Raw genomic sequence first — 24,753 nt, forward strand, 5'->3', positions numbered from 1 at the left:
GGTGCAGCGCATCAGGCGTTCCCTTTCACCTTGAGTTTGAGTTCCGCTGCAAAGGATAGCATGCGGTTGAGCGGCAGCAATGCCGCTTCACGCAATCCATCATCCACATGGATTTCGTGCTCGCTGCCACCGTGCGCTAAGCCCTCGGCAATCGCCTGCAAGCCGTTCATCGCCATCCACGGACAATGGGCGCAGCTACGACAGGTGGCCCCTTCTCCGGCGGTGGGGGCTTCGAGCAATTCTTTTTCCGGTACCGCCTGCTGCATTTTGTAGAAGATGCCACGGTCGGTGGCGACAATCATCTGCGGATGCGGCAGGCTTTTCGCCGCCTGAATCAGCTGGCTGGTGGAACCCACCGCATCAGCCAGATCAACAATCGCCTGCGGTGATTCAGGGTGCACCAGCACCGCCGCTTCCGGGTAGAGCGCCTTCATGCGTTGCAGCGCCTGGGTTTTAAATTCGTCATGGACGATGCAGGCTCCCTGCCAGCACAGCACATCAGCCCCGGTTTTCTGCGTCACGTAGCGACCCAGATGGCGATCCGGTGCCCAGATAATCTTCTCACCAAGGCTGTCGAGATGTTCAATCAGTTCAACTGCGATACTTGAGGTCACCACCCAGTCAGCACGCGCTTTCACCGCTGCTGAGGTATTGGCATACACCACCACGGTGCGATCCGGGTGCGCATCGCAAAAACGGTTGAACTCTTCAATCGGGCAGCCCAAATCGAGCGAACATTCCGCCTGTAGCGTGGGCATCAGCACGGTTTTTTCCGGGCTGAGGATTTTTGCGGTTTCCCCCATAAAACGCACACCAGCCACCAGCAACGTCGAAGCCGGGTGAGTACTGCCAAAGCGCGCCATCTCCAGCGAATCTGCCACGCAGCCACCGGTGGCTTCTGCCAGCGCCTGAATTTCCGGATCGGTGTAGTAATGCGCCACCATCACCGCATCGCGCTCTTGCAGCAACCGCTTGATTTCGGCGATATAAAAGGCTTTTTCATCCTGGCTGAGACGCGCCGGTTTCGGCGGGAAGGGATAGATCGCGCTTTCTGGATCGAACATCAGGCTCATGACACGGCTCTCGGTTTTCTTAATTTAACAAAATGGCCTCTTCTGACCATTAAGATGGCATTATATCCGCCACCTTGTTTTATATGCTAAACAAGATAGCGGATCTGACCAAGAGTGTCGTGCTTTTTTTATGCAGAAAATACGGGCTGTGACCCGCTTAGCTTTTTGGCGTAGCTTCCAGTTCCAGCAGGAAGGCTTTGACCGCCAGCCCGCCCGCGAAGCCGGTCAGTTTGCCGTTGCTGCCGATGACACGATGACAGGGTGCCACAATCGACAGCGGATTTTTGCCGTTTGCGGCCCCCACCGCGCGTACCGCTTTCGGATTACCAATTTGCTCGGCAATCTGGCGATAGCTGCGGGTTTCACCAAACGGGATGGTGATTAACGCCTGCCAGACTTTTTTCTGGAACTCCGTACCGACAGTGTCATACGGCAGATCAAAATGCTGGCGTTCCCCGGCGAAATATTCCCGCAGCTGGCGTTCGGTTTCACACAGGATCGGATGCTGATCGTCCCGGCTGATGGGTTTCAGCGGGATGCGTTGTGAACCCTCATTTTCCCACAGAATCGCTGACAGTCCCTTATTGCTGGCGATTAACGTGAGTTCTCCGACTGGCGTCGGGATAATTTTTGCATGATACATGGTGCGCCTCCGGCTTGATATCAGGGGAGCATTATCGCACTTTTGACGCGATAAACTGGCTGTTTTCGGTCATGCAGATAAACTGGTTAGCTGTCCGAAAGCAGCCAGTTTTCTCATCAGGGTTGCGCGAGGATGCGGTTTATTTGCTGGAGACGAAGATGTTTGATCCCGACATTGCCTACCAGGCGCTGACTTCACGCGATAGCCGCTTCGACGGCTTGTTTTTTGTCGGCGTGACATCGACCGGTATTTATTGCCGGCCAATTTGTCCGGTCAAAGCGCCAATGCAGAAGAATTGCCTGTTTTTTTCCAGCGCCGAAGCCGCAGAAAAAGCGCATTTCCGCCCCTGCCTGCGCTGTCGTCCTGAACTGGCTCCAGGTTTCGCGCCGGTTGATAGCCATCATCGCATCGCCGATCGGCTGATTCGGCGTATTGAGGAGGGGCTGCTTGAAGAGCAGGAGACGCTGGCCGAGATTGCCACCGAGTTTGGTTTAAGCGAGCGCCAGCTAAGGCGTGTGGTGCAGCAGGAGCTGGGCGTCTCTCCGCTCGAACTGCGCCAGACACGCCGCATGCTGCTGGCGAAGCAACTGTTGACCGAAACCACGCTGCCGGTCACGGAAATTGCCTTCGCCAGCGGTTTCCGCAGCCTGCGCCGCTTTAATGATGTATTCCAGGCGCGTTATCGCATGACCCCGTCCCGGCTACGTAAAGAAAGCGCCCCCGCCTCTGGCACACAGTTGCAGGAAAGCGCGGAGCTGCGCCTCAGCTATCGTCCCCCCTATGACTGGGACGCAATACTCGATTTTCTGCAACAGCGTGTGATGAAGGAAGTGGAATGGGTGGCGGATGGCGTTTATCACCGCACCGTGGCGCTGGGTGGCTGTCGCGGCTGGGTGCGTGTCAGCCATTATCCTGAGAAACAGGCGCTGAAGGTGCAATTCACTACCAGCCTGACCCCGGTGCTACCCGCCCTGCTGCGCCGTCTGCGCGATTTATTTGATTTGGATGCCCAACCCCAGCGTATCGCCGAGCAGCTGTCTCAGGACCCTCTGCTGGCCCCGAGCCTGGCGAATTCTCCTGGTCTGCGCGTACCGGGGGCATTTGACGGTTTTGAACTGGGCGTACGGGCGATTCTCGGCCAGCAGGTCACCGTCAAAGCCGCCACCACGCTAAGCAGCCGGGTGGCGCAGCGTTTTGGCGAGCCGCTGGAGACGCCATGGCCTGAGTTATCCCGTTTGTCCCCCTGTGCTGAATCGCTGGCAACAGCGACACAGGATGATATCGCCAGCCTCGGCATTGTCAGCGCACGTGCACAGGCGATCATGGCGCTGGCGCAGGCTTGTGCCTCTGGCGCGTTACGCTTTAATGGCGCGGTTCATCCCGACGTGGTGGTACAACAGCTGCTGACCTTGAAAGGCGTCGGGCCGTGGACCGCCAGCTATATTGCGATGCGTGCCCTGCGCTGGCCAGATGCCTTTCCCAAAGAAGATATCGCCATTCGTAATAATCTCGGCGGCGTCAGTGCGAAGGAAGCAGAACGATTATCTCAGGTGTGGCGACCGTGGCGCAGCTATGCGGTGTTGCATATCTGGCGTAGCGGCGCGATAAAGTAGAAAAGCAAAAAGGCGCCTTTAGGGCACCTTTCTACATTGGTGGGTCGTGCAGGATATGCCTCGGCCCATTCGGGGCCTCGCCCTTCGGGTGATGCTGACGCATCAGCCTGAATCGCTCCCGGCGATTCAGTCGAACCTGCAGCAGGTTCTCATCCTGCACTTCGCGCGCATAGCAAAAAGGCGCCTTTAGGGCGCCTTTCTACATTGGTGGGTCGTGCAGGATTCGAACCTGCGACCAATTGATTAAAAGTCAACTGCTCTACCAACTGAGCTAACGACCCGCTCGATGAGGGCTTACAACCAGAACTACCAGATGGTGGGTCGTGCAGGATTCGAACCTGCGACCAATTGATTAAAAGTCAACTGCTCTACCAACTGAGCTAACGACCCATCGTGGTTGTGAAGCAAACTGAAGAAAACACTGAACCGGCTGGGGTTGAGATGGTGGGTCGTGCAGGATTCGAACCTGCGACCAATTGATTAAAAGTCAACTGCTCTACCAACTGAGCTAACGACCCATCTTCAGCGCTGCCGACACTTGTTAAGATATGTCCCGGCAACGGCGGCATATATTACTGATTTAGCGGGGTAGCGCAACCCTTATTTTCCACCAACTGACTCAATTGCTTACCTTTCATGCGGCAAGACCAGAAATCACACGAAATCCGGTCTGTGCTGCACAAATTACAACCCGGCGAGACGCTTCTGAGCCAGTTTGGCCGATTCGCTGTTTGGGAATTGTTTGATCACTTGTTGGTAGACCGCTTTGGCTTTCGCCGTATCGTTCTTCTCCTGCATGATCACCCCAACCTTAAACAACGCTTCAGCGGCTTTAGGCGATTTCGGGTAGTTTTTTACCACAGTGGCAAAATAATAGGCCGCATCGTCCTTTTTGCCCTTGTTGTAAAACAACTGACCCAGCCAGTAATTCGCATTCGGCTGATAGGTAGAATCAGGATAACGCTTCACCCATGCCTGCAGCGCAGTAATGGCCTGATCATACTGCTTCTTCTCCAGAATCAGCGCCACGGCCGCATTGTAGTCGCTGTTGGCATCACCGCTTTGCGTCGGTGCTGCGGCTGCGGCTGCACTGCTGCCCGCATCAGCGGCTGCTGCACCTGCACCAGCACCGGCGGCGGCTGCCGTCGCATCACCACCGCCACCGCTGGCCTGGGCACCGTTATTACCGCTGCTCAAACTGTCGATCTGCTGGTAGATCTGCTTCTGGCGCTCAATCACCTGATTAAGCTGATAGGTGTTCTGCTGAATTTGCCCGCGCAGCGAATCGATATCGCTTTGGTTATCACTCATCTGCTGCTGCAACTGCTGCATTAGCTGAGCCTGGGCATTGGAGATACGTTCAAGAGTGGTGACACGGTCTTCGACCGAGCCTGAGCCAACGCTACTGATTGACGCCTGGGCAGTAGCGGCCCAGGGGGCCGCTACACCAACCAGTAACGACAGACTCAAGAGATGAAGTCTGAAGTTACTCATCATGTGCTTATCTTAGTAAACCAGAACGGCACGACGGTTTTTAGCGTAAGCCGCTTCGTCGTGACCCAGAACTGCCGGCTTCTCTTTACCGTAAGAAACGATAGACATCTGATCAGCTGACACGCCTTTACCCTGCAGGTACATTTTAACTGCGGTAGCACGACGCTCGCCCAGGGCGATGTTGTATTCCGGCGTACCGCGCTCATCCGCGTGACCTTCGATGGTCACTTTGTATGACGGGTTGCTACGCAGGAAAGCAGCGTGCTGATCCAGCATCTGAGCGTACTCAGACTGCACGTCATACTTGTCCAGACCGAAGTAAACGATGTTGTTCTGCTGCAGCTGCTGCATTTGCAGACGCGCTTGCTCGTCAGAAGACATGTTGCCGCTGTTCATGCCAGAACCGTTAGCGCCGTCAGCACCCATACCAGTCTGGTCATTGTTGTTGTTTTTGTGAGAGCTACATGCAGCCACTGCGATAACCGGCAGAGCCAGCATCAAACCCTTCAGCACTTTGTTCAGTTGCATTTCTTTATCCTATTATATTGTTTGCCATACATATTTATCCCCCACCTCAGCGGGGGATAGATGCATCACAGATACGGCGACCAGGCAGGTGATTTTACCTGTCCATCAGTTGCCGGAAGACGCGCTTTGAAACGCCCATCGGTTGAAACCAACTGCAACACGGAACCCATCCCCTGAGTAGAGCTATAGATTACCATCGTGCCGTTAGGAGCCAGACTTGGCGTCTCATCCAGGAACGTGTCCGTTAACGTTTGAACGGCTCCCGTTTCCAGATCCTGTTTGGCGACGTGTTGAGCGCCACCGGCGCTGCTAATCATCACCATCGTTTTACCGTCGGCTGCTACATCCGCATCCTGGTTCTGTGAACCTTCCCAGGTAATACGTTGTGCCGCACCGCCGTTAATGCCAATTTTGTAAATCTGAGGTGCACCCGCCTGGTCTGAGGTATAGGCCAGAGTCTGGCTATCCGGGAACCAGGTCGGCTCAGTGCTGTTGTAACGGCCATCCGTGATCTGACGAATCTGACCTGATGCCAGATCCATCACATACAGGTTCAGGCTACCGGTTTTCGACAGGGCGAAAGCCAGTTTAGAACCATCCGGTGAGAAAGCCGGTGCCCCGTTGTGACGCGGGAAAGAGGCAACCTGGCGAATAGCACCGTTGGCCAGCGTCTGGATAACCAGCGCAGATTTGCCACTTTCAAAGGTGACATACGCCAGTTTACTGCCATCTGGTGACCAGGTTGGCGACATCAGCGGCTCTGGAGAACGGTGAACCACAAACTGGTTGTAGCCATCATAATCCGATACCCGCAGCTCATACGGGAACTGGCCGCCGTTGGTCTGCACCACATAGGCGATACGCGTACGGAATGCACCTTTGATGCCGGTCAGCTTCTCAAACACTTCGTCACTGGCGGTGTGTGCGGCATAGCGCAACCACTGCTTCGTCACTTTGTAAGAGTTCTGTGCCAGCACCGTACCAGGCGCACCACCGGTATCAACCAGCTGATAGGCGATCTGGTAGCTGCCATCCGGGTTCGGGGTGACCTGACCCACGACCACAGCATCAATACCCAGTGCGCTCCAGGCAGCAGGCTGAACCTGCTGTGCGCTGGTCGGCTGCTGCGGCAGACGTGAGCGATCCAGCGGATTGAATTTACCGCTGTTGCGCAAGTCTGCTGCGACGATGCCACCAATATCTTCTGGTGCAGCACCCGGACCGGCCCACTGGAAAGGAACCACACCAATAGGACGCGCAGTATTTACGCCCTGCGTAATTTCAATGCGTACTTCCGCGTGCAGCATCGCTGCCCATAGCAGTACAAAAAAACCTAAGGTTACACGAAGTGCCTGCTTCATCTTTTCTCCCTTATCTGAACCTCAGTTCACGATAATTCGCACTGTTCCTGAAAAAAAACGGGTACTCATAGATTACGGCAAGCTAACCTTAGTTCAACCCGCCGTTTGTTACTGCATTACTGTGGTTTGAAATCCATTGGTGCGTTTTTGAACACTTCATACACCGCCTGTGAAGGTGGCTTCGGTATACGTGCCTGTTTGGCTGCCGAGACCGCCGCCTGGCACAATGCCGGATCGCCGCCCTCCGCTTTCACATCAATCAGCAGACCATCCGGAGCCAGCTTGATGCGCAGGTTACACTCTTTACCTTTGTATGAATCGGCATCATAGAAACGGCTCTGAATCGCCGCAACCACCTGGCCCATATAGGAGTTAATTTCGGCTCCCGAGGCTCCGGCTTTCTTCTGATTACCTTGTCCCGCCGCTGCCCCACCACCGGAAGCAGAAGCGTTACCACTTTTCGGTGCATTCTTACCGGATGAGAGGCCACCCAGCAGATCGTCAACGGCGTTTTCATTTTTCGCGGCTTCGGCTGCGGCTTTCTTCTTCGCATCCGCTGCTGCTTTGGCTTTCGCTGCAGCATCCGCTTTGGCTTTCGCTGCGGCATCCGCTTTAGCTTTGGCCGCTGCCTCGGCTTTTGCTTCTGCAGCCGCTTTCTCTTTCGCTGCCTCGGCTGCTGCCGCTTTAGCTTCCTGCGCGGCTTTCGCCTTCGCATCTGCCGCTGCCTGCGCTTTGGCTTCCGCATCTGCTTTGGCCTTCGCCTGAGCGGCTGCTTTCGCCTCCTGAACCGCTTTTTCTTTCGCGGCCTCGGCGGCGGCAGCTTTCGCTTCCTGCTCTGCCTGTTTCTTCGCTTCAGCCGCAGCCTGTTTCGCCTGCTCTTCCGCTTTCTGCTTCGCATCCGCTGCGGCTTTCGCCTGGGCATCCGCCTCCGCTTTGGCATCGGCTTTGGCTTTGGCTGCCGCGGCTTCTGCGGCTTTCTGTTCTTCCTGCGCCTGCTTCGCCGCCGCTTCAGCCGCTTTTTGCTGTTCAGCCTGCTGCTTCGCCTGTTCTTTGGCATCCTGTTGCGCCTGCAGACGTTCTTTTTCCAGCTCTTTCAGACGCTGTTGTTCGGCGGACTGCTTCTGCTGCAACTCTTCTGCCTGCTGCTGCGACTGCTTCTGGCGCTGCTGCTCGGCACGCTGGCTATCGCTCTGCTGATTCTGCTGACGGTTGTATTGATCGACCACGGCACCCGGGTCCACCATCACTGCGTCGATATCGCTACCGCCACCACCACCGCTGGATTCAACTTTTTCGTTAAACGAGCTCCAGACCAGCAAGGCGATCAACACGATGTGCAGAATCACCGAAATGATTATCGCGCGCTTTAACTTCTCGTTTTGCTCGGTTGCCTTCGACACTCTCGGTTCCCAAAAACGGTTCGCTTTAAATCGGCTGCGTCATCAAACCGACAGATTTCACGCCAGCCTGATGCAGCAGGTTAAGCGCCTTGATGATTTCGTCGTAAGGCACGTCTTTTGCGCCACCGATCAGGAAGACCGTCTTCGGATTGGCTTCCAGTCGGCGCTGTGCTTCGCTCACCACCTGCTCAGGCGGGAGCTGATTCATACGATCGTGATCCACCACCAGGCTGTACTGCCCTACCCCCGCAACTTCAACAATCACCGGCGGATTATCATCGCTGGAGACCGTCTTCGAGTCGGTTGCATCCGGCAGATCCACTTCCACGCTTTGGGTAATGATCGGCGCGGTTGCCATAAAGATCAGCAACAGCACCAGCAGCACGTCCAGCAGCGGAACGATGTTGATTTCAGACTTAAGATCGCGGCGAGCGCGACCACGGGTTCTGGCCATCGTTTACCTCGACTTACTTCGTGTTGTCGGTGGAGAAAGCCTGACGATGCAGGATAGCCGTGAACTCTTCCATAAAGTTGTCGTAACCCTGCTCCAGCTTATTGACGCGCTGGTTCAGACGGTTGTACGCCATCACCGCTGGAATCGCGGCAAACAGACCGATTGCTGTCGCAATCAGCGCTTCGGCGATACCCGGAGCGACCATTTGCAACGTGGCCTGCTTCACGGCACCCAGGGCGATAAAGGCGTGCATGATCCCCCACACCGTACCAAACAGACCGATATACGGGCTGATGGAACCGACGGTGCCAAGGAAAGGAATATGGTTTTCCAGTGCTTCCAGTTCACGGTTCATCGAAATACGCATCGCACGGCTGGCACCCTCGACCACCGCTTCTGGCGCATGGCTGTTGGCACGGTGCAGACGCGCAAATTCTTTAAACCCGGAATAGAAAATCTGCTCAGAACCGTTCAGCTCGTCACGACGCCCCTGGCTCTCCTGATAAAGACGAGACAGTTCGATACCTGACCAGAATTTATCTTCAAACGCTTCGGCTTCACGCCCGGCAGCATTCAGAATGCGGGTACGCTGGATGATGATTGCCCATGAGGCAATAGAAAAGCCGATCAAAATCAACATGATAAGTTTGACCAGAAGGCTCGCCTTCAGGAACAAATCAAGAATATTCATGTCAGTCACTGCTTGAACTCCGCGACAATAGACTTGGGAAGCGCAATCGGCTTCATTAGATGTGGGTTGATGCAGGCAATCAGGACTTCTGCCTCATTGAGCACTTTGCCTTCTGCATTCACGATACGCTGAGAGAACGTCATGGTGGCTCGCGTCATTGAACTTACCTCACTCTGGATTTCCAGAAGGTCATCAAGACGTGCTGCCGCAAGATAGTCCACCGTCATACGTCGCACCACAAAGCAGATCTGCTGTTCCAGCAGGGTCTGTTGATTGAAATGGTGCTGGCGCAACATTTCGGTACGTGCTCGTTCATAGAAAGCGATATAGCTGGCGTGATAAACCACACCACCGGCGTCGGTATCTTCGTAATAGACCCGAACCGGCCAGCGAAACAGCGTTGTACTCACTCTACATCCCGGTATCATTTTAAACGTTGCTACTATACGCAAGTGAGATCGGCTTGGGAATGGCCCGCTGACGCCCCGAGAAAATAATTATCAGACGGTAACAACCGGAAGGATTTTCGGCAGATTTCTTGACCAGACGCTGACAAATACTCACATCAGCGCCTGAAATAGCGGCAATAAATGGACTTAATTTGTCCTGACCGAGGACTTAACGATAAAACCAGAAAATCCCCGCCAGCAGGACAATCATCGCCGGTAATGGCGTGAAGAACGCCTGCCAGCGTAACCGACGTGGACGGAACCCCGTGCCGTGAATCACGCCGGTACACACCGCCCAAATCAGTACCGCACCATGCCAGACCGAAAGTGCGCTGGTTTTTGCCGCAAAGCGCGACGGATCCCAGAACACACAACCCGCCAGCCATAAGGCCAGTAACAGTGAAAAGGCCCGTAACGGGCCTTTATCCATCAGACGATACAGGGTCTGAAACAGTTGGCGCATCAGGCTTTATCGCCTTTCGCTGCGCTCTCTTCAGCACGCTCCAGCGCCAGTGCCGCGATCACACCGAACGAACAGGCCAGCAGGGTGCCAAGAATCCAGGCAAAATACCACATGTTCTAGCTCCTTAATCAGTACAGGGAGTGCGTGTTGCTCTCAACGTGTTCTTTAGTGATGCGACCAAACATTTTCCAGTAACACCAGGTGGTGTACAGCAGAATGATTGGGACAAAAATGATCGCGGCAAAGGTCATAATCTTCAGTGTCAGCACACTTGATGTCGCATCCCACATGGTCAGGCTGGTACCCGGCACGGTGCTTGATGGCATGATGAACGGGAACATCGCAATGCCCACGGTCATGATCACACCTGCCAGCGTCAGCGAAGAGAAGATAAATGCCCAGGCCCCTTTCTCCATGCGTGAGCACAGAGTGGTCAGCAGCGGCATTACCACACCCAATATCGGGAAGATCCACAGAATCGGGGTCTGCTCAAAGTTCACCAGCCAGGCACCGGCTTCACGCACCACATCTTTACCCAGCGGGTTAGACGCAGCATGGTGATCGATAACGCTTTTCACCACGTAACCGTCGATACCGTATTTCACCCACACCCCAGCCAGAATGAAGCACACCATCATCACTAACGCGGTAACCTGCGCGAGAGAACGTGCACGGACATGCAGTTCACCGGTGGTGCGCATTTGCAGATAGGTTGCGCCCTGGGTCAGGAACATCGCCACACTGATCACACCCGCCAGCAGTCCAAACGGATTCAGCAGCTGAAAGAAGTTGCCGGTATAGAACAGACGCAGATACTCGTCTGCGTGGAACGGCACACCCTGCAACAGGTTGCCAAACGCTACGCCAATCACCAGCGGCGGTACAAAGCTGCCGATAAAAATGCCCCAGTCCCACATACCACGCCAGCGCACATCTTCAATCTTGGAACGGTAATCAAAACCCACCGGACGGAAGAACAAAGAGGCCAGCACCAAAATCATCGCTACATAGAAGCCAGAAAACGCGGCGGCGTAGACCATCGGCCAGGCAGCAAACAGCGCGCCACCGGCGGTAATCAGCCACACCTGGTTACCGTCCCAGTGCGGGGCAATGGTGTTAATCATGACACGGCGTTCCGTATCGGAGCGGCCCATAATACGGACCAGCATCCCCACACCCATGTCGAAGCCTTCAGTGACGGCAAACCCAACCAGCAGAATGCCGATCAATAGCCACCAGACAAATCGCAATACTTCATAGTCAAACATGGTAGCTCTCCTTATCCACGCGCCGGTTGGGCTGATGCCGCAATCTGCTCATGATGATAGCGGCCGGTTTTCAGGCTGCTTGGACCAAGGCGGGCAAATTTGAACATCAAATACATTTCCGCCACCAGGAACAGGGTGTACAGACCGCAAATCAGAATCATTGAGAACAGAACGTCGCCGACAGTCAGTGATGAGTTCGCGACCGCCGTTGGCAACACCTCACCCACTGCCCACGGCTGACGGCCATACTCAGCGACAAACCAACCCGATTCGATGGCAATCCACGGCAGCGGGATGCCGTACAGTGCCGCTTTAAGCAACCACGGCCACTTGCCGATGCGATTGCGGATGACACTCAGGAACGACAGCGCAATGATTGCCAGTAACAGGACGCCACACAGCACCATGATACGGAAGGCAAAATAGAGCGGAGCGACACGCGGGATTGAATCCGCCGTCGCTTTCTGAATCTGCGCTTCGGAGGCGTTCGCCACATCTGGTGTATAACGTTTCAGCAGCAGACCATAACCAAGATCCTGTTTGCTCTGTTCAAACGCTTTACGTACCGCCGGATCCTGGCTGCCAGCGCGTAATTGGTTCAGCAGCGCATAGGCTTTCATGCCGTTACGGATACGAACTTCATGCTGGGCCAGCAACTCTTTCAGACCCGTTACCGGCGTATCGACAGAGCGAGTAGCAATCAATCCAAGCAGATAAGGTATCTGGATCGCGTATTTGTTTTGCTGCGCGTCCTGATCCGGGATACCGAACAACGTAAAGGACGCCGGAGCCGGTTGGGTTTCCCATTCGGCTTCAATAGCAGCCAGTTTGGTTTTCTGCACATCACCCATTTCGTAGCCAGATTCATCACCCAGCACAATCACCGACAGCACCGCTGCCATACCGAAGCTGGCTGCAATCGCGAAAGAACGCTTAGCAAAGGCAATGTCACGGCCTTTCAGCAGATACCAGGCGCTGATGCCGAGAATGAACATAGCACCGGCTGTATAGCCCGCTGCTACGGTGTGAACAAATTTCACCTGCGCCACCGGGTTCAGTACCAGCTCGGAGAAGCTCACCATCTCCATACGCATGGTTTCAAAATTGAACTCAGAGGCAATCGGGTTTTGCATCCAGCCGTTCGCCACCAGGATCCACAAAGCCGACATGTTCGAACCGAGCGCCACCAGCCAGGTCACCGCGAGGTGTTGTACCTTACCGAGACGATCCCAGCCGAAGAAGAACAGGCCAACAAAGGTGGATTCGAGGAAGAACGCCATCAGGCCTTCAATGGCCAGCGGCGCACCGAAGATATCGCCGACGTAGTGTGAGTAATAGGACCAGTTAGTCCCGAACTGAAATTCCATGGTCAGACCGGTTGCTACACCGAGTGCGAAGTTGATGCCAAACAACTTGCCCCAGAACTTGGTCATATCTTTGTAAATCTGTTTTCCCGTCAGGACGTATACGGTCTCCATGATCGCCAGCAAAAACGCCATACCCAGCGTTAATGGCACGAACAGGAAGTGATACATCGCCGTCAGGGCAAACTGCAAACGCGACAGCTCGACAATATCTAACATGATGACTCCTTGCTCCTCGCATGAACTCTCCCTGCGGGCGACAACGGCAAACAACAGACATTGACGTGCAGAAGAAGAGTCAGGAACGACTGATTATTGATTCCAGTTTTGTTACCGACAGAACAGAGAAATCTGCTGCCCGAAGTGAGCGAGTAACAGTGACGAAAATTCCCTGAAAACGTATCGCAACAATCCGTTTCGGACAGGAGTGAGAGAGGAGGCGACAGAATTGATATAACAACGCCTGGCACAAACTCCTGAAAATGCGTGAAAAAGATTGAATTGATGTAGCGCAATTTATACCGGTTAAGTTGCGCTTTGCCAGTGGTAAAGTTTGTTATAACTCAGCATTTGTTGATCTGGATTAACGCATAAAATTTCCAGATATGTATTGTGGAGCTTATTGTTAATTAGTTGTCATGAGATGATGACGTAATTAAGAAAATAATTACCTTTGCCATAATTTTTTAACGAAGCGGCTGGCAAGACTTTCTTGATTTTCAATCAGACACCATCGAATTTGCCCTTCTTTACCCTCTGACAAAATAATCATAGCTGCCAATTTTGACCTCGTCGGACTTTTCCCACTTTTTGCGTGGGTAAAGGCAGCAAAAACTGCCCCTGACCAGGCAACCTGGCCGACAGTCGCCCCAGCGGTAAGAAATTGTTAGTGATTGCCCTAACCCTTATTGAGTAAAATTTTAGTTTATTTTCAATAGGATACGACAACCATCACAATCCAGTCATTAACACCTCAACTTTTCCGATGTTTTGAGTAAAGTGAAAACCGCATAGGGTGTGCTGAAAGGATGATGAGGATTTAAGGATGAGTAAACGGAGTGAGATTATTGATGGATCAGAGGCGGTAAATGCCAATATTGGGCTGATTTACACAGAAGTGCTTGGCTGGGTGGATCTTGGCCATGCGAGAGGAAATGACATCAGATCACTGATGAACAAAATCAACCACGGTGAGGCCATGAGCGCGGAGCGCTACGATGTCAGCTATGCTCAGTCGATGGTATCGCCCAGGCAAGTCGTTCGCGTAGGTAAATTCATTAAGTGGCGTATTCGCAAGGGGCGCCCCTGGCACGAGCGCCAAAGCATTGCACTCGCAATGATGATGACCTTAGCCAGACGCTTTGAGGCCTTTCAGGGCACCTTCCCTATCAATCTGGTCACTGACAGCGGCTTTAGTGGTGAGGATCTCTGTTCTGACCTGCTGGGTTTTTATCGCGTGATGTCGATTCAAAATCCATTCCCACTGCTACGCCCCGTCAGCAAGGACGAAGCACTGAAACGTTGGGACTATTACGGCAAAATTGGTTCGTGGAAAAATGAAACCTTCCAGCCTCTCTTGTTTCCCGATCCAGAAAAATTTCCTCATGCCAGGCCACGCTTAGGTCAACTGCCTGCCTTTATGCAGACCATAAGGCCTTATAATGACTGGAAGTCTGGCAACGTGGGTATAGCAACTGCGGACGGAAATTATATGCAGGATGGGGATAAGAAGGACATGATGGGATGAATAAGCCTTTTAAAATCGCTACCAGCATCATTGTAATCATTGTGGCGGTTCTTGCGGGCGTGTTTGCTTACTACTGGCCGATAACAAAACTGGAATTTGAGGGGAGCGCACATTACACCGAACAGAATAAAAGGCTGTATGAACACTTTACGCCTGACATCCTCAAAAACATGCCGCGAATATCTGACAACTATCAGTTCGCTTTTCAAAACATTTCTGGCCCCGCAGCACTGATTTATGAGGTGAGGTTCAATGGCACGACCGATACCAGCAAGATTAGCGCTTACCTTGAATCACTTGGTTATATAAAGCAAAGCAGTTGTTCGATAGAGGGAGAGTGCTGGCGCGGAAATATACCAGAAGAAGAAGTGGCGGTGGGTGCGGTGGAAAAGACCAATGTGGTTATCGTATCAGTCATTCACTAGTCATATCTTCAATAACACGAATATGTAGCTGATTCTGTTTACTAAAAAAAGTGAGTCCTGCGAGGACTCACTTTTTTGATAAAGGCTTCATGCCTGAGCAAGAAAAGGCTTATTTCGCCGGCAGGACTTCTTTCACGGCGTCGCCGATATCAGCCAGGCTGCGCACGGTTTTCACACCGGCCGCTTCCAGCGCAGCAAATTTCTCATCTGCTGTACCTTTACCACCGGCGATGATCGCGCCTGCGTGACCCATACGCTTGCCTTTCGGCGCAGTTACACCGGCGATATAACCGACAACCGGTTTGGTCACATGCTCTTTGATGTAAGCAGCCGCTTCTTCTTCAGCGCTACCGCCGATCTCACCGATCATCACGATCGCTTCGGTCTGCGGGTCTTCCTGGAACATTTTCAGGATGTCGATGAAGTTAGAACCCGGAATCGGGTCACCACCGATACCGACGCAGGTTGACTGGCCGTAGCCGATGTCAGTGGTCTGCTTAACCGCTTCATAGGTCAGGGTGCCAGAACGTGACACGATACCTACGCGGCCCGGCAAGTGAATGTGACCCGGCATAATACCGATCTTACATTCGCCTGGGGTGATCACACCCGGACAGTTCGGGCCGATCATCCGCACGCCAGCTTCATCCAGCTTCACTTTCACGGTCAGCATATCCAGCGTCGGGATACCTTCAGTGATGGTGATGATCAGTTTGATACCTGCGTCGATGGCTTCCAGGATACCGTCTTTGCAGAACGGAGCCGGAACGTAGATCACGGTGGCAGTTGCGCCCGTGGCTTCTACCGCTTCACGCACGGTGTTGAACACCGGCAGACCGAGATGAGTGGTGCCGCCTTTACCTGGGGTCACACCACCAACCAGCTGCGTACCATAGGCCAGCGCCTGCTCAGAGTGGAAAGTCCCCTGGCCACCGGTGAAACCCTGGCAAATGACTTTGGTGTTTTTGTCGATCAAAATGGACATTATTTACCCTCCGCAGCAGCAACAACACGCTGTGCCGCGTCTGTCAGGCTGGTTGCTGCAATGATGTTCAGACCGCTGTCCGCCAGTTTCTTAGCGCCCAGCTCGGCGTTGTTACCTTCCAGACGTACTACTACCGGTACGTTCACACCCACTTCCGCTACTGCACCGATGATGCCGTCTGCGATCAGGTCGCAACGCACGATGCCGCCGAAAATGTTAACGAATACAGCTTTAACTGCATCGTCAGACAGGATGATTTTGAAGGCTTCGGTTACGCGCTCTTTGGTTGCGCCGCCGCCGACATCAAGGAAGTTAGCAGGCTGACCACCGTGGTGTTTCACGATGTCCATGGTACCCATCGCCAGACCCGCACCGTTGACCATACAGCCAATGTTGCCTTCCAGCGCGACATAGTTCAGTTCCCACTGCGTCGCATGTGCTTCACGCGGGTCTTCCTGGCTTGGGTCGCGCATTTCACGCAGTTCCGGCTGACGGAACAGGGCGTTGCCATCGGCACCCAATTTGCCATCGAGGCACACCAGATCGCCCTGCTTCGTCACCACCAGCGGGTTGATCTCAACCAGCGCCAGGTCACGTTCCAGGAACATGGTCGCCAGACCCATGAAGATTTTGGTGAACTGGCTGACTTGCTTACCCGTCAGGCCCAGTTTGAATGCCAGCTCGCGGCCCTGATACGGCTGCGGACCGGCTAACGGATCCAGCGCCATTTTGTGGATCAGGTGCGGGGTTTCTTCCGCCACTTTCTCAATCTCAACACCGCCTTCGGTAGAGGCCATAAAGACCACACGACGGCTGGCACGGTCAACGACCGCACCCAGATAGAGTTCCTGATCAATGTCAGTCGCTGCTTCAACCAGGATCTGGTTTACCGGCTGACCTTCGGCATCTGTTTGATAGGTTACCAGGCGTTTACCCAGCCAGTGTTCAGCAAAGGCACGGATCTCTTCTTTGCTCTTCACCACTTTCACACCGCCCGCTTTACCGCGGCCACCGGCATGAACCTGACATTTCACTACCCACGGGCCTGCGCCAATTTTTGATGCGGCCTCTTCTGCTTCACGTGGTGTAGTACAGGCGTAGCCAGTCGGTGCCGGCATACCATACCGTGCAAACAGCTGTTTAGCCTGGTATTCGTGTAAGTTCATGATGTTCTATCCATTCAGGTCTAGTAAAGACTAATGAGTTTTGGACGCGCCCTGAACCTGGCGCGCCCTATGAAAATCAGACATCCAGCAGCAGACGCGCCGGATCCTCCAGCATCTCTTTCACCGCCACCAGATAACCGACAGACTCACGGCCATCAATCAGACGGTGATCATAAGAGAGCGCCAGATACATCATCGGCAGTACCACAACCTGACCATTCACCGCCATCGGACGATCTTTGATGGCATGCATGCCCAGAATCGCACTCTGCGGTGGGTTGATGATCGGAGTGGACATCAGCGAACCGAAGACACCGCCGTTAGTGATGGTGAAGTTACCGCCAGTCAGTTCGTCAACGGTCAGTTTGCCGTCACGGCCTTTCACCGCCAGTTCTTTAATTTTCTTCTCGATATCAGCCATGCTCAGCGCATCAACATCTCTCAGCACCGGCGTCACCAGACCACGCGGGGTGGATACCGCGATGCTGACATCGAAATAGTTGTGGTACACCACGTCTTCACCGTCGATGGAAGCATTCACTTCCGGGTAGCGTTTCAGCGCTTCAACCACGGCTTTGATATAGAAAGACATAAAACCCAGACGCACGCCATGACGCTTCTCGAAGGCATCGCCGTACTGCTTACGCAGATCCATGATCGGCTTCATGTTGATTTCGTTGAAAGTGGTCAGCATTGCGGTGCTGTTTTTCGCTTCCAGCAGACGCTCGGCCACGCGCTTACGCAGACGCGTCATCGGTACACGCTTCTCGCTGCGATTCGCAATCGCCGTCGGTGCAGCGGCAGCAGCAGGCTGCGCAGCCGGGGCCGCTTTGGCTTCGGTTTTCTTCGCCAGATGTTTTTCCACATCTTCACGCGTGATACGACCGCCAACGCCGCTGCCTTTAATCTGGCTGGCATCGAGGTCATGCTCAGCAATCAGGCGACGGATCGCCGGGCTGAGTGCGTCATTGCTCTCTTCTTCCAGAGAAGCCGTCTGACGCTGTGCAGGCGTTGATTCCTTGCTATCCACTTTCGCGGAGGTCTCTTTCCCGCTGCTGTTGCCTTCTTTCAGACGGCCCAGGATCTGGCGAGAAATTACGGTTGAACCTTCATCTTCCAGCACCGCATCCAGTACGCCGTCGGCCGATGCCGGCACTTCCAGCACTACTTTGTCGGTTTCGATCTCGACAATTACTTCATCGCGACTGACCGCGTCGCCGGGTTTTTTATGCCAGGTTGCTACCGTTGCGTCCGCTACGGATTCAGGCAAATCGGGAACGAGAATATCTACGCTACTCATTATCTTTCCTTTTTATTAACCAAGGTTCAGCGCGTCATTAACCAGGTCTTGCTGCTGTTTTTGATGTACGGACATGTAGCCCACGGCCGGCGAAGCAGAAGCCGGGCGGCCTGCATAGCTCAGTGAAGCACCAAACGGAACCACTTCGCGGAAATGATGCTGACTGCAGTACCATGCACCCTGATTCAGTGGTTCTTCCTGACACCAGACGAAATCCTGGACATGAGAATAGGGTTTCAGTGCTTCCTGTACCGCTTTGTGCGGGAACGGATACAGCTGCTCAATACGAATAATCGCGACGTCGTTCTTCTCGCTCTTACGACGCTGCTCCAGCAGATCGTAATAAACCTTACCAGAACACATCACCACGCGTTTCACCTGTTTCGCATCGAGATCGTCGACTTCACCGATGGCAGGCTGGAAGCTGCCATTCGCCAGTTCATCGAGCGTCGAGATCGCCAGCGGATGACGCAGCAGCGATTTCGGTGACATGACGATCAGCGGACGGCGCATACCGCGCAATGCCTGACGACGCAGCATATGGTAAACCTGCGCAGGCGTTGAAGGGACGCACACCTGCATGTTCTGCTCGGCGCAGAGTTGCAGATAACGTTCCAGACGTGCAGAGGAGTGCTCCGGACCCTGACCTTCATAACCGTGTGGCAGCAACATCACCAGGCCACACATACGCCCCCACTTCTGCTCGCCGGAACTGATGAACTGATCGATAACCACCTGCGCACCGTTGGCAAAGTCACCAAACTGCGCTTCCCAGATGGTCAGCACGCGCGGTTCTGCGGTGGCATAACCGTATTCGAATGCCAGTACCGCCTCTTCCGACAACACCGAGTCCCAGACTTTGAACTGACCCTGACCATGATGGATATGGTGCAGCGGCGTATAGGTGGAACCGTTCGCCTGGTTATGTACCACCGCATGGCGATGGAAGAAGGTGCCACGGCCTGAGTCTTCACCTGACAGACGCACCGGGATACCTTCATCAACCAGCGTGGCGTAAGCCAGGTTTTCTGCGCCGCCCCAGTCAAAGGCTTTATTGCCTTCGGCCATCTCTTTACGGTCGTTATAAATCTTGGCAACACGGCCCTGGACTTCGATCGCTTCCGGCACCTGGCTGATACGACGTGCCAGTTCCTGCAAGCGTTTCATCTCAACAGTAGCCGGGTAGCTTTCATCCCAGTCGTGATTCAGGTACGGCGACCAGGTGAAGGAGTGCAGGCTCATCGGACGCCATTCCGGCACCACGCATTCACCGGCATCCAGCGCATCGCGATACACATTGACCATTTCGGTGGCATCTTCCAGTTTGGCGATACCATCTGCTTCCAGGCGGTCAGCGTAGATTTTACGCGGTGTCGGATGCTTTTTGATTTTCTGATACATCAACGGCTGGGTTGCGCTTGGCTCGTCGGCTTCGTTATGGCCATGACGGCGATAGCACACCAGGTCGATAAACACATCACGTTTGAAGGTGTTGCGATAGTCGAGCGCCAGACGGGTGACAAAGGCAACGGCTTCCGGATCGTCCGCATTAACGTGGAAGATCGGGGCCAGAACCATTTTACCGATGTCAGTACAGTACGGCGTTGAACGTGCATCCTGCGGGTTTGAGGTGGTGAAGCCCACCTGGTTGTTGATCACGATGCGAACCGTACCGCCCACTTCGTAACCCCGCGCCTGCGACATGTTCAGGGTTTCCTGCACCACGCCCTGACCGGTCACCGCAGCATCACCGTGAATGGTGATTGGCAGCACTTTATTGCTGCTCGGCTCGGCCAGACGATCCAGACGCGCGCGCACTGAACCCATTACCACCGGGCTGACAATTTCAAGGTGCGACGGGTTAAATGCCAGCGCCAGGTGCACCAGGCCACCTTCGGTTTCCACGTCTGACGAGAAGCCCATGTGGTACTTCACGTCGCCGGTGCCGAGGTGTTCTTTGTGCTTACCGGAAAACTCGTCAAAAAGATCCTGCGGCTTTTTACCCAGTACGTTGATCAGCACGTTCAGACGGCCGCGGTGCGCCATACCCAGCACCACTTCACGCGTACCGCTTTTACCCGCGTGGCGAATCATTTCGCGCAGCATCGGGATCAGCGCATCACCACCTTCCAGTGAGAAGCGTTTCGCGCCGGGGAATTTAGCACCAAGGTATTTTTCCAGACCTTCTGCCGCCGTCAGCTCTTTCAGGAAACCTTTTTTCTCGTCAGCACTGAAACTGGCGTGGCCCACGATCGATTCGAGACGCTGCTGAATCCAGCGTTTCTCGTCGGTGTTATTGATGTGCATGTACTCAGCACCAATGGAGCCGCAGTAGGTCTGCTTCAGCGCTTCGAAGAGGTCGGCCAGCTTCATGGTCTCTTTGCCGATAGCAAAAGAGCCAACGTTAAAGCTTTCCTGAAAATCAGCGTCGGTCAGGTCGTGATAGGTCGGGTCGAGATCCGGTACGGCGTCCTGTTTCCACAGGCCGAGCGGATCAAGGTTAGCGTGCTGGTGTCCGCGAAAGCGGAAGGCGTTGATCAGCTGCAGCACCTTAACCTGTTTGGAATTGGTGGCCGGATCAGTGACTGTGGAGGTGTAACGCGTTGCATCTTTGGCCAGGCGGCGGAAGTAATCACGCGTGGTGGAGTGAAACTGCTCAGGTTTCACGCCAGTGCCGGGCAGTTGCTGGAACATGTCGCGCCACACTGCATCAACAGAGTCAGGATCGGTCAGGAAATCCTCATAGAGTTGCTCTATGTAAGATTGGTTCGCGCCGGCCAGCCAGGAGGAGTCCAGCCAGGGCTTCATCGCGCTGTTCTGCATTGTGATCCCTTAAGCATTAGTATGCTTTTTTTGAGGTTTCATTGTTGCCGCTTTCGCGGCTTGCCGTAGTGAGTTCAGCGATACGAGCCCTTGCGCTATCGGCGCCCGACTCGTAAGGGAACCTTTATAAGCGTGGTTCAGACCGCGCTTATAAAGGCTTCCGTAAACTGCCGGGAACCTGAGGTTCCCGGACAGTGGGTCTTCTTATGCTCCGCGTTGCAGCAGCATCGACTTAATATGGCCGATGGCGCGCGTCGGGTTTAATCCTTTTGGGCACACGCTCACACAGTTCATGATGCTGTGACAGCGGAATACACTGAAAGCATCGTTCAGATTGTCCAGACGAGCATCGGTTTCGGTATCACGGCTGTCAATCAGGAAGCGGTAAGCCGCCAGCAAACCGGCCGGACCGATGAATTTGTCCGGGTTCCACCAGAACGACGGGCACGAGGTTGAGCAGCAGGCGCAGAGAATACACTCGTACAGACCATCCAGATGCTCACGCTCAGCCGGGCTTTGCAGATGCTCACGCGCCGGTGGATTTTCCCCGTTATTCAACAGGTAAGGCTTAATCTTCTCATACTGTGCGTAGAATTGCCCCATATCCACAACCAGATCGCGAATTACCGGCAGACCAGGCAGCGGACGGATAACAATTTTCTTCGACCCATTGCCCAGTGCGGACACCGGGGTGATACACGCCAGACCGTTTTTACCGTTCATGTTCAGGCCATCAGACCCGCACACGCCCTCACGGCAGGAGCGACGAAAGGCCAGCGTCGGATCTTTCTCTTTCAGCTTGATCAACGCGTCCAGCAGCATCATGTCGCGACCATCTTCCGCTTCCAGGCTGTACTCCTGCATACGCGGCGCGTCATCAACTTCCGGGTTGTAACGATAGATTGAAAATTCGAGTCTCATGATGATCTCCGCAATTAATAAGTACGCACTTTCGGCGGGAAGGCCGCGCGCAGTTTCGGTTGCATGTTCACCTCACGGCGCGTCATGCTTTCCGTTTGCGGAACATAGAGGCTGTGGCACAGCCAGTTGGCATCATCGCGATCCGGATAGTCGAAGCGGCTATGCGCGCCACGGCTTTCGGTACGATAGTTCGCCGCAACAGCCGTGGCGTAAGCGGTTTCCATCAGGTTATCCAGCTCCAGACACTCGATACGCTGGGTATTGAAGTCCGGTGAACGGTCATCGAGACGCGCTGATTTCAGGCGTTCGCGGATCACTTTCAACTCTTCCAGACCCTGCGCCATCGCATCACCTTCACGGAAGACCGAGAAGTTGTTCTGCATGCAGCGTTGCAGCGCTTTGCGGATCTCAACCGGATCTTCGCCAGTGGTGTTATTTTCCCAGCGATTGAAGCGCGCCATCGCTGCATCGATTTCGTCCTGGGTAGCATCACGCAGTTCGCCCTGCTCCTGGATACACTCCAGCAGATGCAGACCCGCCGCGCGACCAAATACCACCAGGTCGAGCAGTGAGTTACCGCCAAGGCGGTTAGCGCCGTGAACCGATACGCAGGCAATTTCACCCACCGCAAACAGGCCCGGGATGACGACATCTTCGCCCTGCTCATTCACGCACAGCGCCTGACCGGTCACTTTGGTCGGAATACCGCCCATCATGTAGTGACAGGTTGGGATCACCGGAATCGGTTCTTTTATCGGATCAGCATGCGCGAAGGTACGCGACAGCTCCAGAATGCCCGGCAGACGGGATTCCAGCACGTCTTTGCCCAGATGGTCGAGCTTCAGCTTAATGTGCGGCCCCCACGGGCCATCACAGCCGCGACCTTCACGGATTTCGATCATCATCGAACGCGCCACCACATCACGGCCCGCCAGATCTTTGGCGTTAGGTGCGTAGCGTTCCATAAAGCGTTCGCCGTGTTTATTCAGCAGATAACCACCTTCACCACGGCAACCTTCGGTCACCAGTACACCCGCACCGGCGATACCGGTTGGGTGGAACTGCCACATTTCCATGTCCTGCACCGGTACGCCTGCACGCAGGGCCATACCGACGCCGTCACCGGTGTTGATGTGGGCGTTGGTGGTGGATTGGTAAATACGACCTGCGCCGCCGGTCGCCAGAATGGTAGCTTTGGCTTTGAAGTAGACCGTTTCGCCGGTTTCAATGCAGATGGCGGTACAACCGACGATGGCACCATCGGCGTTTTTCACCAGGTCCAGCGCATACCATTCGGAGAAGATAGTGGTTTTGTTTTTCAGGTTCTGCTGATACAGCGTATGCAGCAGGGCATGGCCGGTACGGTCGGCAGCCGCAGCGGTACGCGCCGCCTGCTCACCACCGAAGTTTTTCGACTGACCACCAAACGGACGCTGATACACGCGGCCGTCATCAAGACGGGAGAATGGCAATCCCATATGTTCCAGCTCCAGAATCGCTTCCGGGCCGACATGACACATATATTCGATCGCGTCCTGGTCACCGATATAGTCGGAACCTTTCACGGTGTCGTACATATGCCATTCCCAGTTATCTTCGTGGGTGTTGCCAAGCGCAACGGTAATGCCGCCCTGGGCGGAAACGGTATGGGAACGGGTAGGGAAAACTTTCGACAACAGGGCGCAGGTCTGGCCCGATTGGGAGATTTGCAAAGCAGCGCGCATACCTGCACCACCTGCGCCGATCACCACGGCATCAAACTCTCTGACTGGCAAACTCATTTACACACCCCACACGACAACGGTTCCATAAATTGCATAGGACAACAGCGCCACCACAATCACCAGCTGCAACACCAGACGGGTCGCCAGCGGTTTCACGTAGTCAGTCAGCACCTGCCACATCCCGATCCAGCCGTGAATCAGAATGGAGAACAACGTCAGCAACGTGAACACTTTCGTGAAGGAGGAAGCGAAGAAGCCGCGCCAGACGTCATACGTCAGCGTGCCTGTCATCACTACAAAACCGAGAATGTAGAGAATGTAGAGCGTAATTAAGATTGCAGCAGCACGCAGTAACAGCCAGTCATGAATACCGTTGCGTCCTAATGCAGAAGCATTGCTTACCATACGAGGACTCCAGCCAAAATTGAAAGCACGACAGTGATACCAAAAGCCGCCTGAGCGGAACGGGTGCCCATTTCCAGGGTTTCCGGCAGATAGCCGAAGTCCATCAACATATGGCGAATGCCGCCCACGGCATGATATGCCAGCGCGGTAAGAATGCCCCACATGATGAACTTAGCGAAGAAGCCATCCATAATGGACGCCGCTTGCAGGAAACCTTCGGGAGAGGAGAGCGAGAGACCCAGTAACCAGAGCAGAATTCCGAGAGCGACAAAGGTGATCACGCCGGAGACGCGGTGGAGAATGGACGATATTGCAGTAACGGGAAACCGGATCGTCGAGAGATCCAAGTTAACAGGTCTTTGTTTTTTCACGGTTTTGCCCACACAGCTCTTTTTTATTTTGCTTCCTCCGGTCCTGGGTTACATCAGAGACACAGGACGTGTTCAGACAGCAACC

At 54.3% G+C, this 24,753-nt stretch carries 24 protein-coding genes, 3 tRNA genes and 1 other RNA gene; 3 read left to right on the plus strand and 25 right to left on the minus strand.

Translation table 11 applies throughout. From position 1 onward, the window contains the following. Window positions 1–11: 11 nt before the first annotated feature. Complete coding sequence (gene nadA / locus RCF31_RS07125; protein ID WP_084873536.1) at window positions 12–1,073, minus strand: quinolinate synthase NadA; 1,062 nt, start codon at window positions 1,071–1,073, stop codon at window positions 12–14. A gap of 157 nt (window positions 1,074–1,230) precedes the next feature. Beyond that, window positions 1,231–1,716, minus strand: a complete 486-nt coding sequence (locus RCF31_RS07130; protein WP_416412941.1) for a methylated-DNA--[protein]-cysteine S-methyltransferase — start codon at window positions 1,714–1,716, stop codon at window positions 1,231–1,233. 158 nt (window positions 1,717–1,874) lie between these two features. Here RCF31_RS07130 and RCF31_RS07135 point away from each other — a divergent pair, with 158 nt between their 5' ends. Further along, a complete protein-coding gene (locus RCF31_RS07135) occupies window positions 1,875–3,329 on the plus strand; it encodes an AlkA N-terminal domain-containing protein (RefSeq protein ID WP_416412942.1) in 1,455 nt (484 codons plus the stop codon). Window positions 3,330–3,366: 37 nt separating this feature from the next. Here RCF31_RS07135 and RCF31_RS07140 read toward each other — a convergent pair. From RCF31_RS07140 to cydA, 15 genes are all read right to left on the minus strand, one after another. Then, window positions 3,367–3,503: non-coding RNA, RtT sRNA (locus RCF31_RS07140), on the minus strand. Between the two features lie 31 nt (window positions 3,504–3,534). Continuing rightward, window positions 3,535–3,610, minus strand: a tRNA-Lys gene (locus RCF31_RS07145). Window positions 3,611–3,643: 33 nt separating this feature from the next. After that, window positions 3,644–3,719: transfer RNA gene (locus RCF31_RS07150), tRNA-Lys, on the minus strand. Window positions 3,720–3,771: 52 nt separating this feature from the next. After that, window positions 3,772–3,847, minus strand: a tRNA-Lys gene (locus tag RCF31_RS07155). 166 nt (window positions 3,848–4,013) lie between these two features. Next, complete coding sequence (gene cpoB, locus RCF31_RS07160) at window positions 4,014–4,826, minus strand: cell division protein CpoB (RefSeq protein WP_416412943.1); 813 nt, start codon at window positions 4,824–4,826, stop codon at window positions 4,014–4,016. A 9-nt stretch (window positions 4,827–4,835) separates the two neighbouring features. Then, complete coding sequence (gene pal, locus RCF31_RS07165; RefSeq protein ID WP_084873532.1) at window positions 4,836–5,351, minus strand: peptidoglycan-associated lipoprotein Pal; 516 nt, start codon at window positions 5,349–5,351, stop codon at window positions 4,836–4,838. A 65-nt stretch (window positions 5,352–5,416) separates the two neighbouring features. After that, window positions 5,417–6,712 carry a Tol-Pal system beta propeller repeat protein TolB gene (gene tolB / locus RCF31_RS07170; protein ID WP_299454703.1) on the minus strand — a complete coding sequence of 432 codons (1,296 nt, stop codon included), beginning with the start codon at window positions 6,710–6,712 and terminating at the stop codon, window positions 5,417–5,419. 116 nt (window positions 6,713–6,828) lie between these two features. Further along, window positions 6,829–8,112: a cell envelope integrity protein TolA gene (tolA, locus tag RCF31_RS07175; protein ID WP_416412944.1), complete on the minus strand. Its 1,284-nt coding sequence runs from the start codon at window positions 8,110–8,112 to the stop codon at window positions 6,829–6,831. 25 nt (window positions 8,113–8,137) lie between these two features. Continuing rightward, entirely contained in the window at window positions 8,138–8,566 is a 429-nt protein-coding gene (gene tolR / locus RCF31_RS07180; RefSeq protein ID WP_208714349.1) for a colicin uptake protein TolR, read from the minus strand. Window positions 8,567–8,579: 13 nt separating this feature from the next. After that, window positions 8,580–9,266: a Tol-Pal system protein TolQ gene (gene tolQ, locus RCF31_RS07185; protein WP_013508309.1), complete on the minus strand. Its 687-nt coding sequence runs from the start codon at window positions 9,264–9,266 to the stop codon at window positions 8,580–8,582. Beyond that, window positions 9,263–9,685 carry a tol-pal system-associated acyl-CoA thioesterase gene (ybgC, locus tag RCF31_RS07190; RefSeq protein WP_244989061.1) on the minus strand — a complete coding sequence of 141 codons (423 nt, stop codon included), beginning with the start codon at window positions 9,683–9,685 and terminating at the stop codon, window positions 9,263–9,265. The genes tolQ and ybgC overlap by 4 nt, the downstream gene beginning before the upstream one ends. Window positions 9,686–9,875: 190 nt before the next feature. Then, window positions 9,876–10,169 (minus strand): cyd operon protein YbgE, encoded by a 294-nt coding sequence (gene ybgE / locus RCF31_RS07195; RefSeq protein ID WP_416412945.1) that lies wholly within the window; start codon window positions 10,167–10,169, stop codon window positions 9,876–9,878. Beyond that, the gene (cydX, locus tag RCF31_RS07200; RefSeq protein ID WP_084873526.1) at window positions 10,169–10,282 is read right to left on the minus strand and encodes a cytochrome bd-I oxidase subunit CydX; all 114 of its coding nucleotides are present in this window, start codon (window positions 10,280–10,282) and stop codon (window positions 10,169–10,171) included. Before cydX ends, ybgE begins: the two co-directional genes overlap by 1 nt. Window positions 10,283–10,297: 15 nt before the next feature. Beyond that, window positions 10,298–11,437: a cytochrome d ubiquinol oxidase subunit II gene (gene cydB, locus RCF31_RS07205; RefSeq protein WP_416412946.1), complete on the minus strand. Its 1,140-nt coding sequence runs from the start codon at window positions 11,435–11,437 to the stop codon at window positions 10,298–10,300. A gap of 11 nt (window positions 11,438–11,448) precedes the next feature. Further along, on the minus strand, window positions 11,449–13,020 hold the full coding sequence (gene cydA, locus RCF31_RS07210; RefSeq protein ID WP_299454726.1) for a cytochrome ubiquinol oxidase subunit I: 1,572 nt from the start codon (window positions 13,018–13,020) through the stop codon (window positions 11,449–11,451). 826 nt (window positions 13,021–13,846) lie between these two features. Here cydA and RCF31_RS07215 point away from each other — a divergent pair. Both RCF31_RS07215 and RCF31_RS07220 read left to right on the plus strand, forming a co-directional pair. Continuing rightward, a complete protein-coding gene (locus RCF31_RS07215) occupies window positions 13,847–14,548 on the plus strand; it encodes a hypothetical protein (RefSeq protein ID WP_416412947.1) in 702 nt (233 codons plus the stop codon). Next, the gene (locus RCF31_RS07220; RefSeq protein ID WP_416412948.1) at window positions 14,545–14,973 is read left to right on the plus strand and encodes a hypothetical protein; all 429 of its coding nucleotides are present in this window, start codon (window positions 14,545–14,547) and stop codon (window positions 14,971–14,973) included. The genes RCF31_RS07215 and RCF31_RS07220 overlap by 4 nt, the downstream gene beginning before the upstream one ends. Before the next feature lie 109 nt (window positions 14,974–15,082). On the opposite strand, the gene sucD is transcribed toward RCF31_RS07220, so the two are convergent. The 8 genes from sucD to sdhC form a co-directional block, all read right to left on the minus strand. Next, complete coding sequence (gene sucD, locus RCF31_RS07225) at window positions 15,083–15,958, minus strand: succinate--CoA ligase subunit alpha (RefSeq protein ID WP_084873521.1); 876 nt, start codon at window positions 15,956–15,958, stop codon at window positions 15,083–15,085. Continuing rightward, window positions 15,958–17,124, minus strand: coding sequence for an ADP-forming succinate--CoA ligase subunit beta (gene sucC, locus RCF31_RS07230; protein ID WP_013508302.1), 1,167 nt, complete (start codon window positions 17,122–17,124; stop codon window positions 15,958–15,960). Before sucC ends, sucD begins: the two co-directional genes overlap by 1 nt. Before the next feature lie 76 nt (window positions 17,125–17,200). Further along, complete coding sequence (gene odhB, locus RCF31_RS07235) at window positions 17,201–18,424, minus strand: 2-oxoglutarate dehydrogenase complex dihydrolipoyllysine-residue succinyltransferase (RefSeq protein ID WP_416412949.1); 1,224 nt, start codon at window positions 18,422–18,424, stop codon at window positions 17,201–17,203. Between the two features lie 15 nt (window positions 18,425–18,439). Then, window positions 18,440–21,247: a 2-oxoglutarate dehydrogenase E1 component gene (gene sucA / locus RCF31_RS07240; RefSeq protein WP_299454739.1), complete on the minus strand. Its 2,808-nt coding sequence runs from the start codon at window positions 21,245–21,247 to the stop codon at window positions 18,440–18,442. A gap of 204 nt (window positions 21,248–21,451) precedes the next feature. Further along, window positions 21,452–22,168, minus strand: coding sequence for a succinate dehydrogenase iron-sulfur subunit (locus RCF31_RS07245; RefSeq protein WP_021182412.1), 717 nt, complete (start codon window positions 22,166–22,168; stop codon window positions 21,452–21,454). 14 nt (window positions 22,169–22,182) lie between these two features. Continuing rightward, a complete protein-coding gene (gene sdhA / locus RCF31_RS07250) occupies window positions 22,183–23,949 on the minus strand; it encodes a succinate dehydrogenase flavoprotein subunit (RefSeq protein WP_299454744.1) in 1,767 nt (588 codons plus the stop codon). Continuing rightward, window positions 23,950–24,297 (minus strand): succinate dehydrogenase membrane anchor subunit, encoded by a 348-nt coding sequence (sdhD, locus tag RCF31_RS07255; RefSeq protein ID WP_013508297.1) that lies wholly within the window; start codon window positions 24,295–24,297, stop codon window positions 23,950–23,952. Continuing rightward, window positions 24,291–24,680, minus strand: a complete 390-nt coding sequence (sdhC, locus tag RCF31_RS07260) for a succinate dehydrogenase cytochrome b556 subunit (protein WP_084873516.1) — start codon at window positions 24,678–24,680, stop codon at window positions 24,291–24,293. The genes sdhD and sdhC overlap by 7 nt, the downstream gene beginning before the upstream one ends. Window positions 24,681–24,753: the final 73 nt, after the last annotated feature.

It is taken from the genome of Pantoea sp. App145 (assembly GCF_047947045.1).
Taxonomy (GTDB): Bacteria; Pseudomonadota; Gammaproteobacteria; order Enterobacterales; family Enterobacteriaceae; genus Pantoea.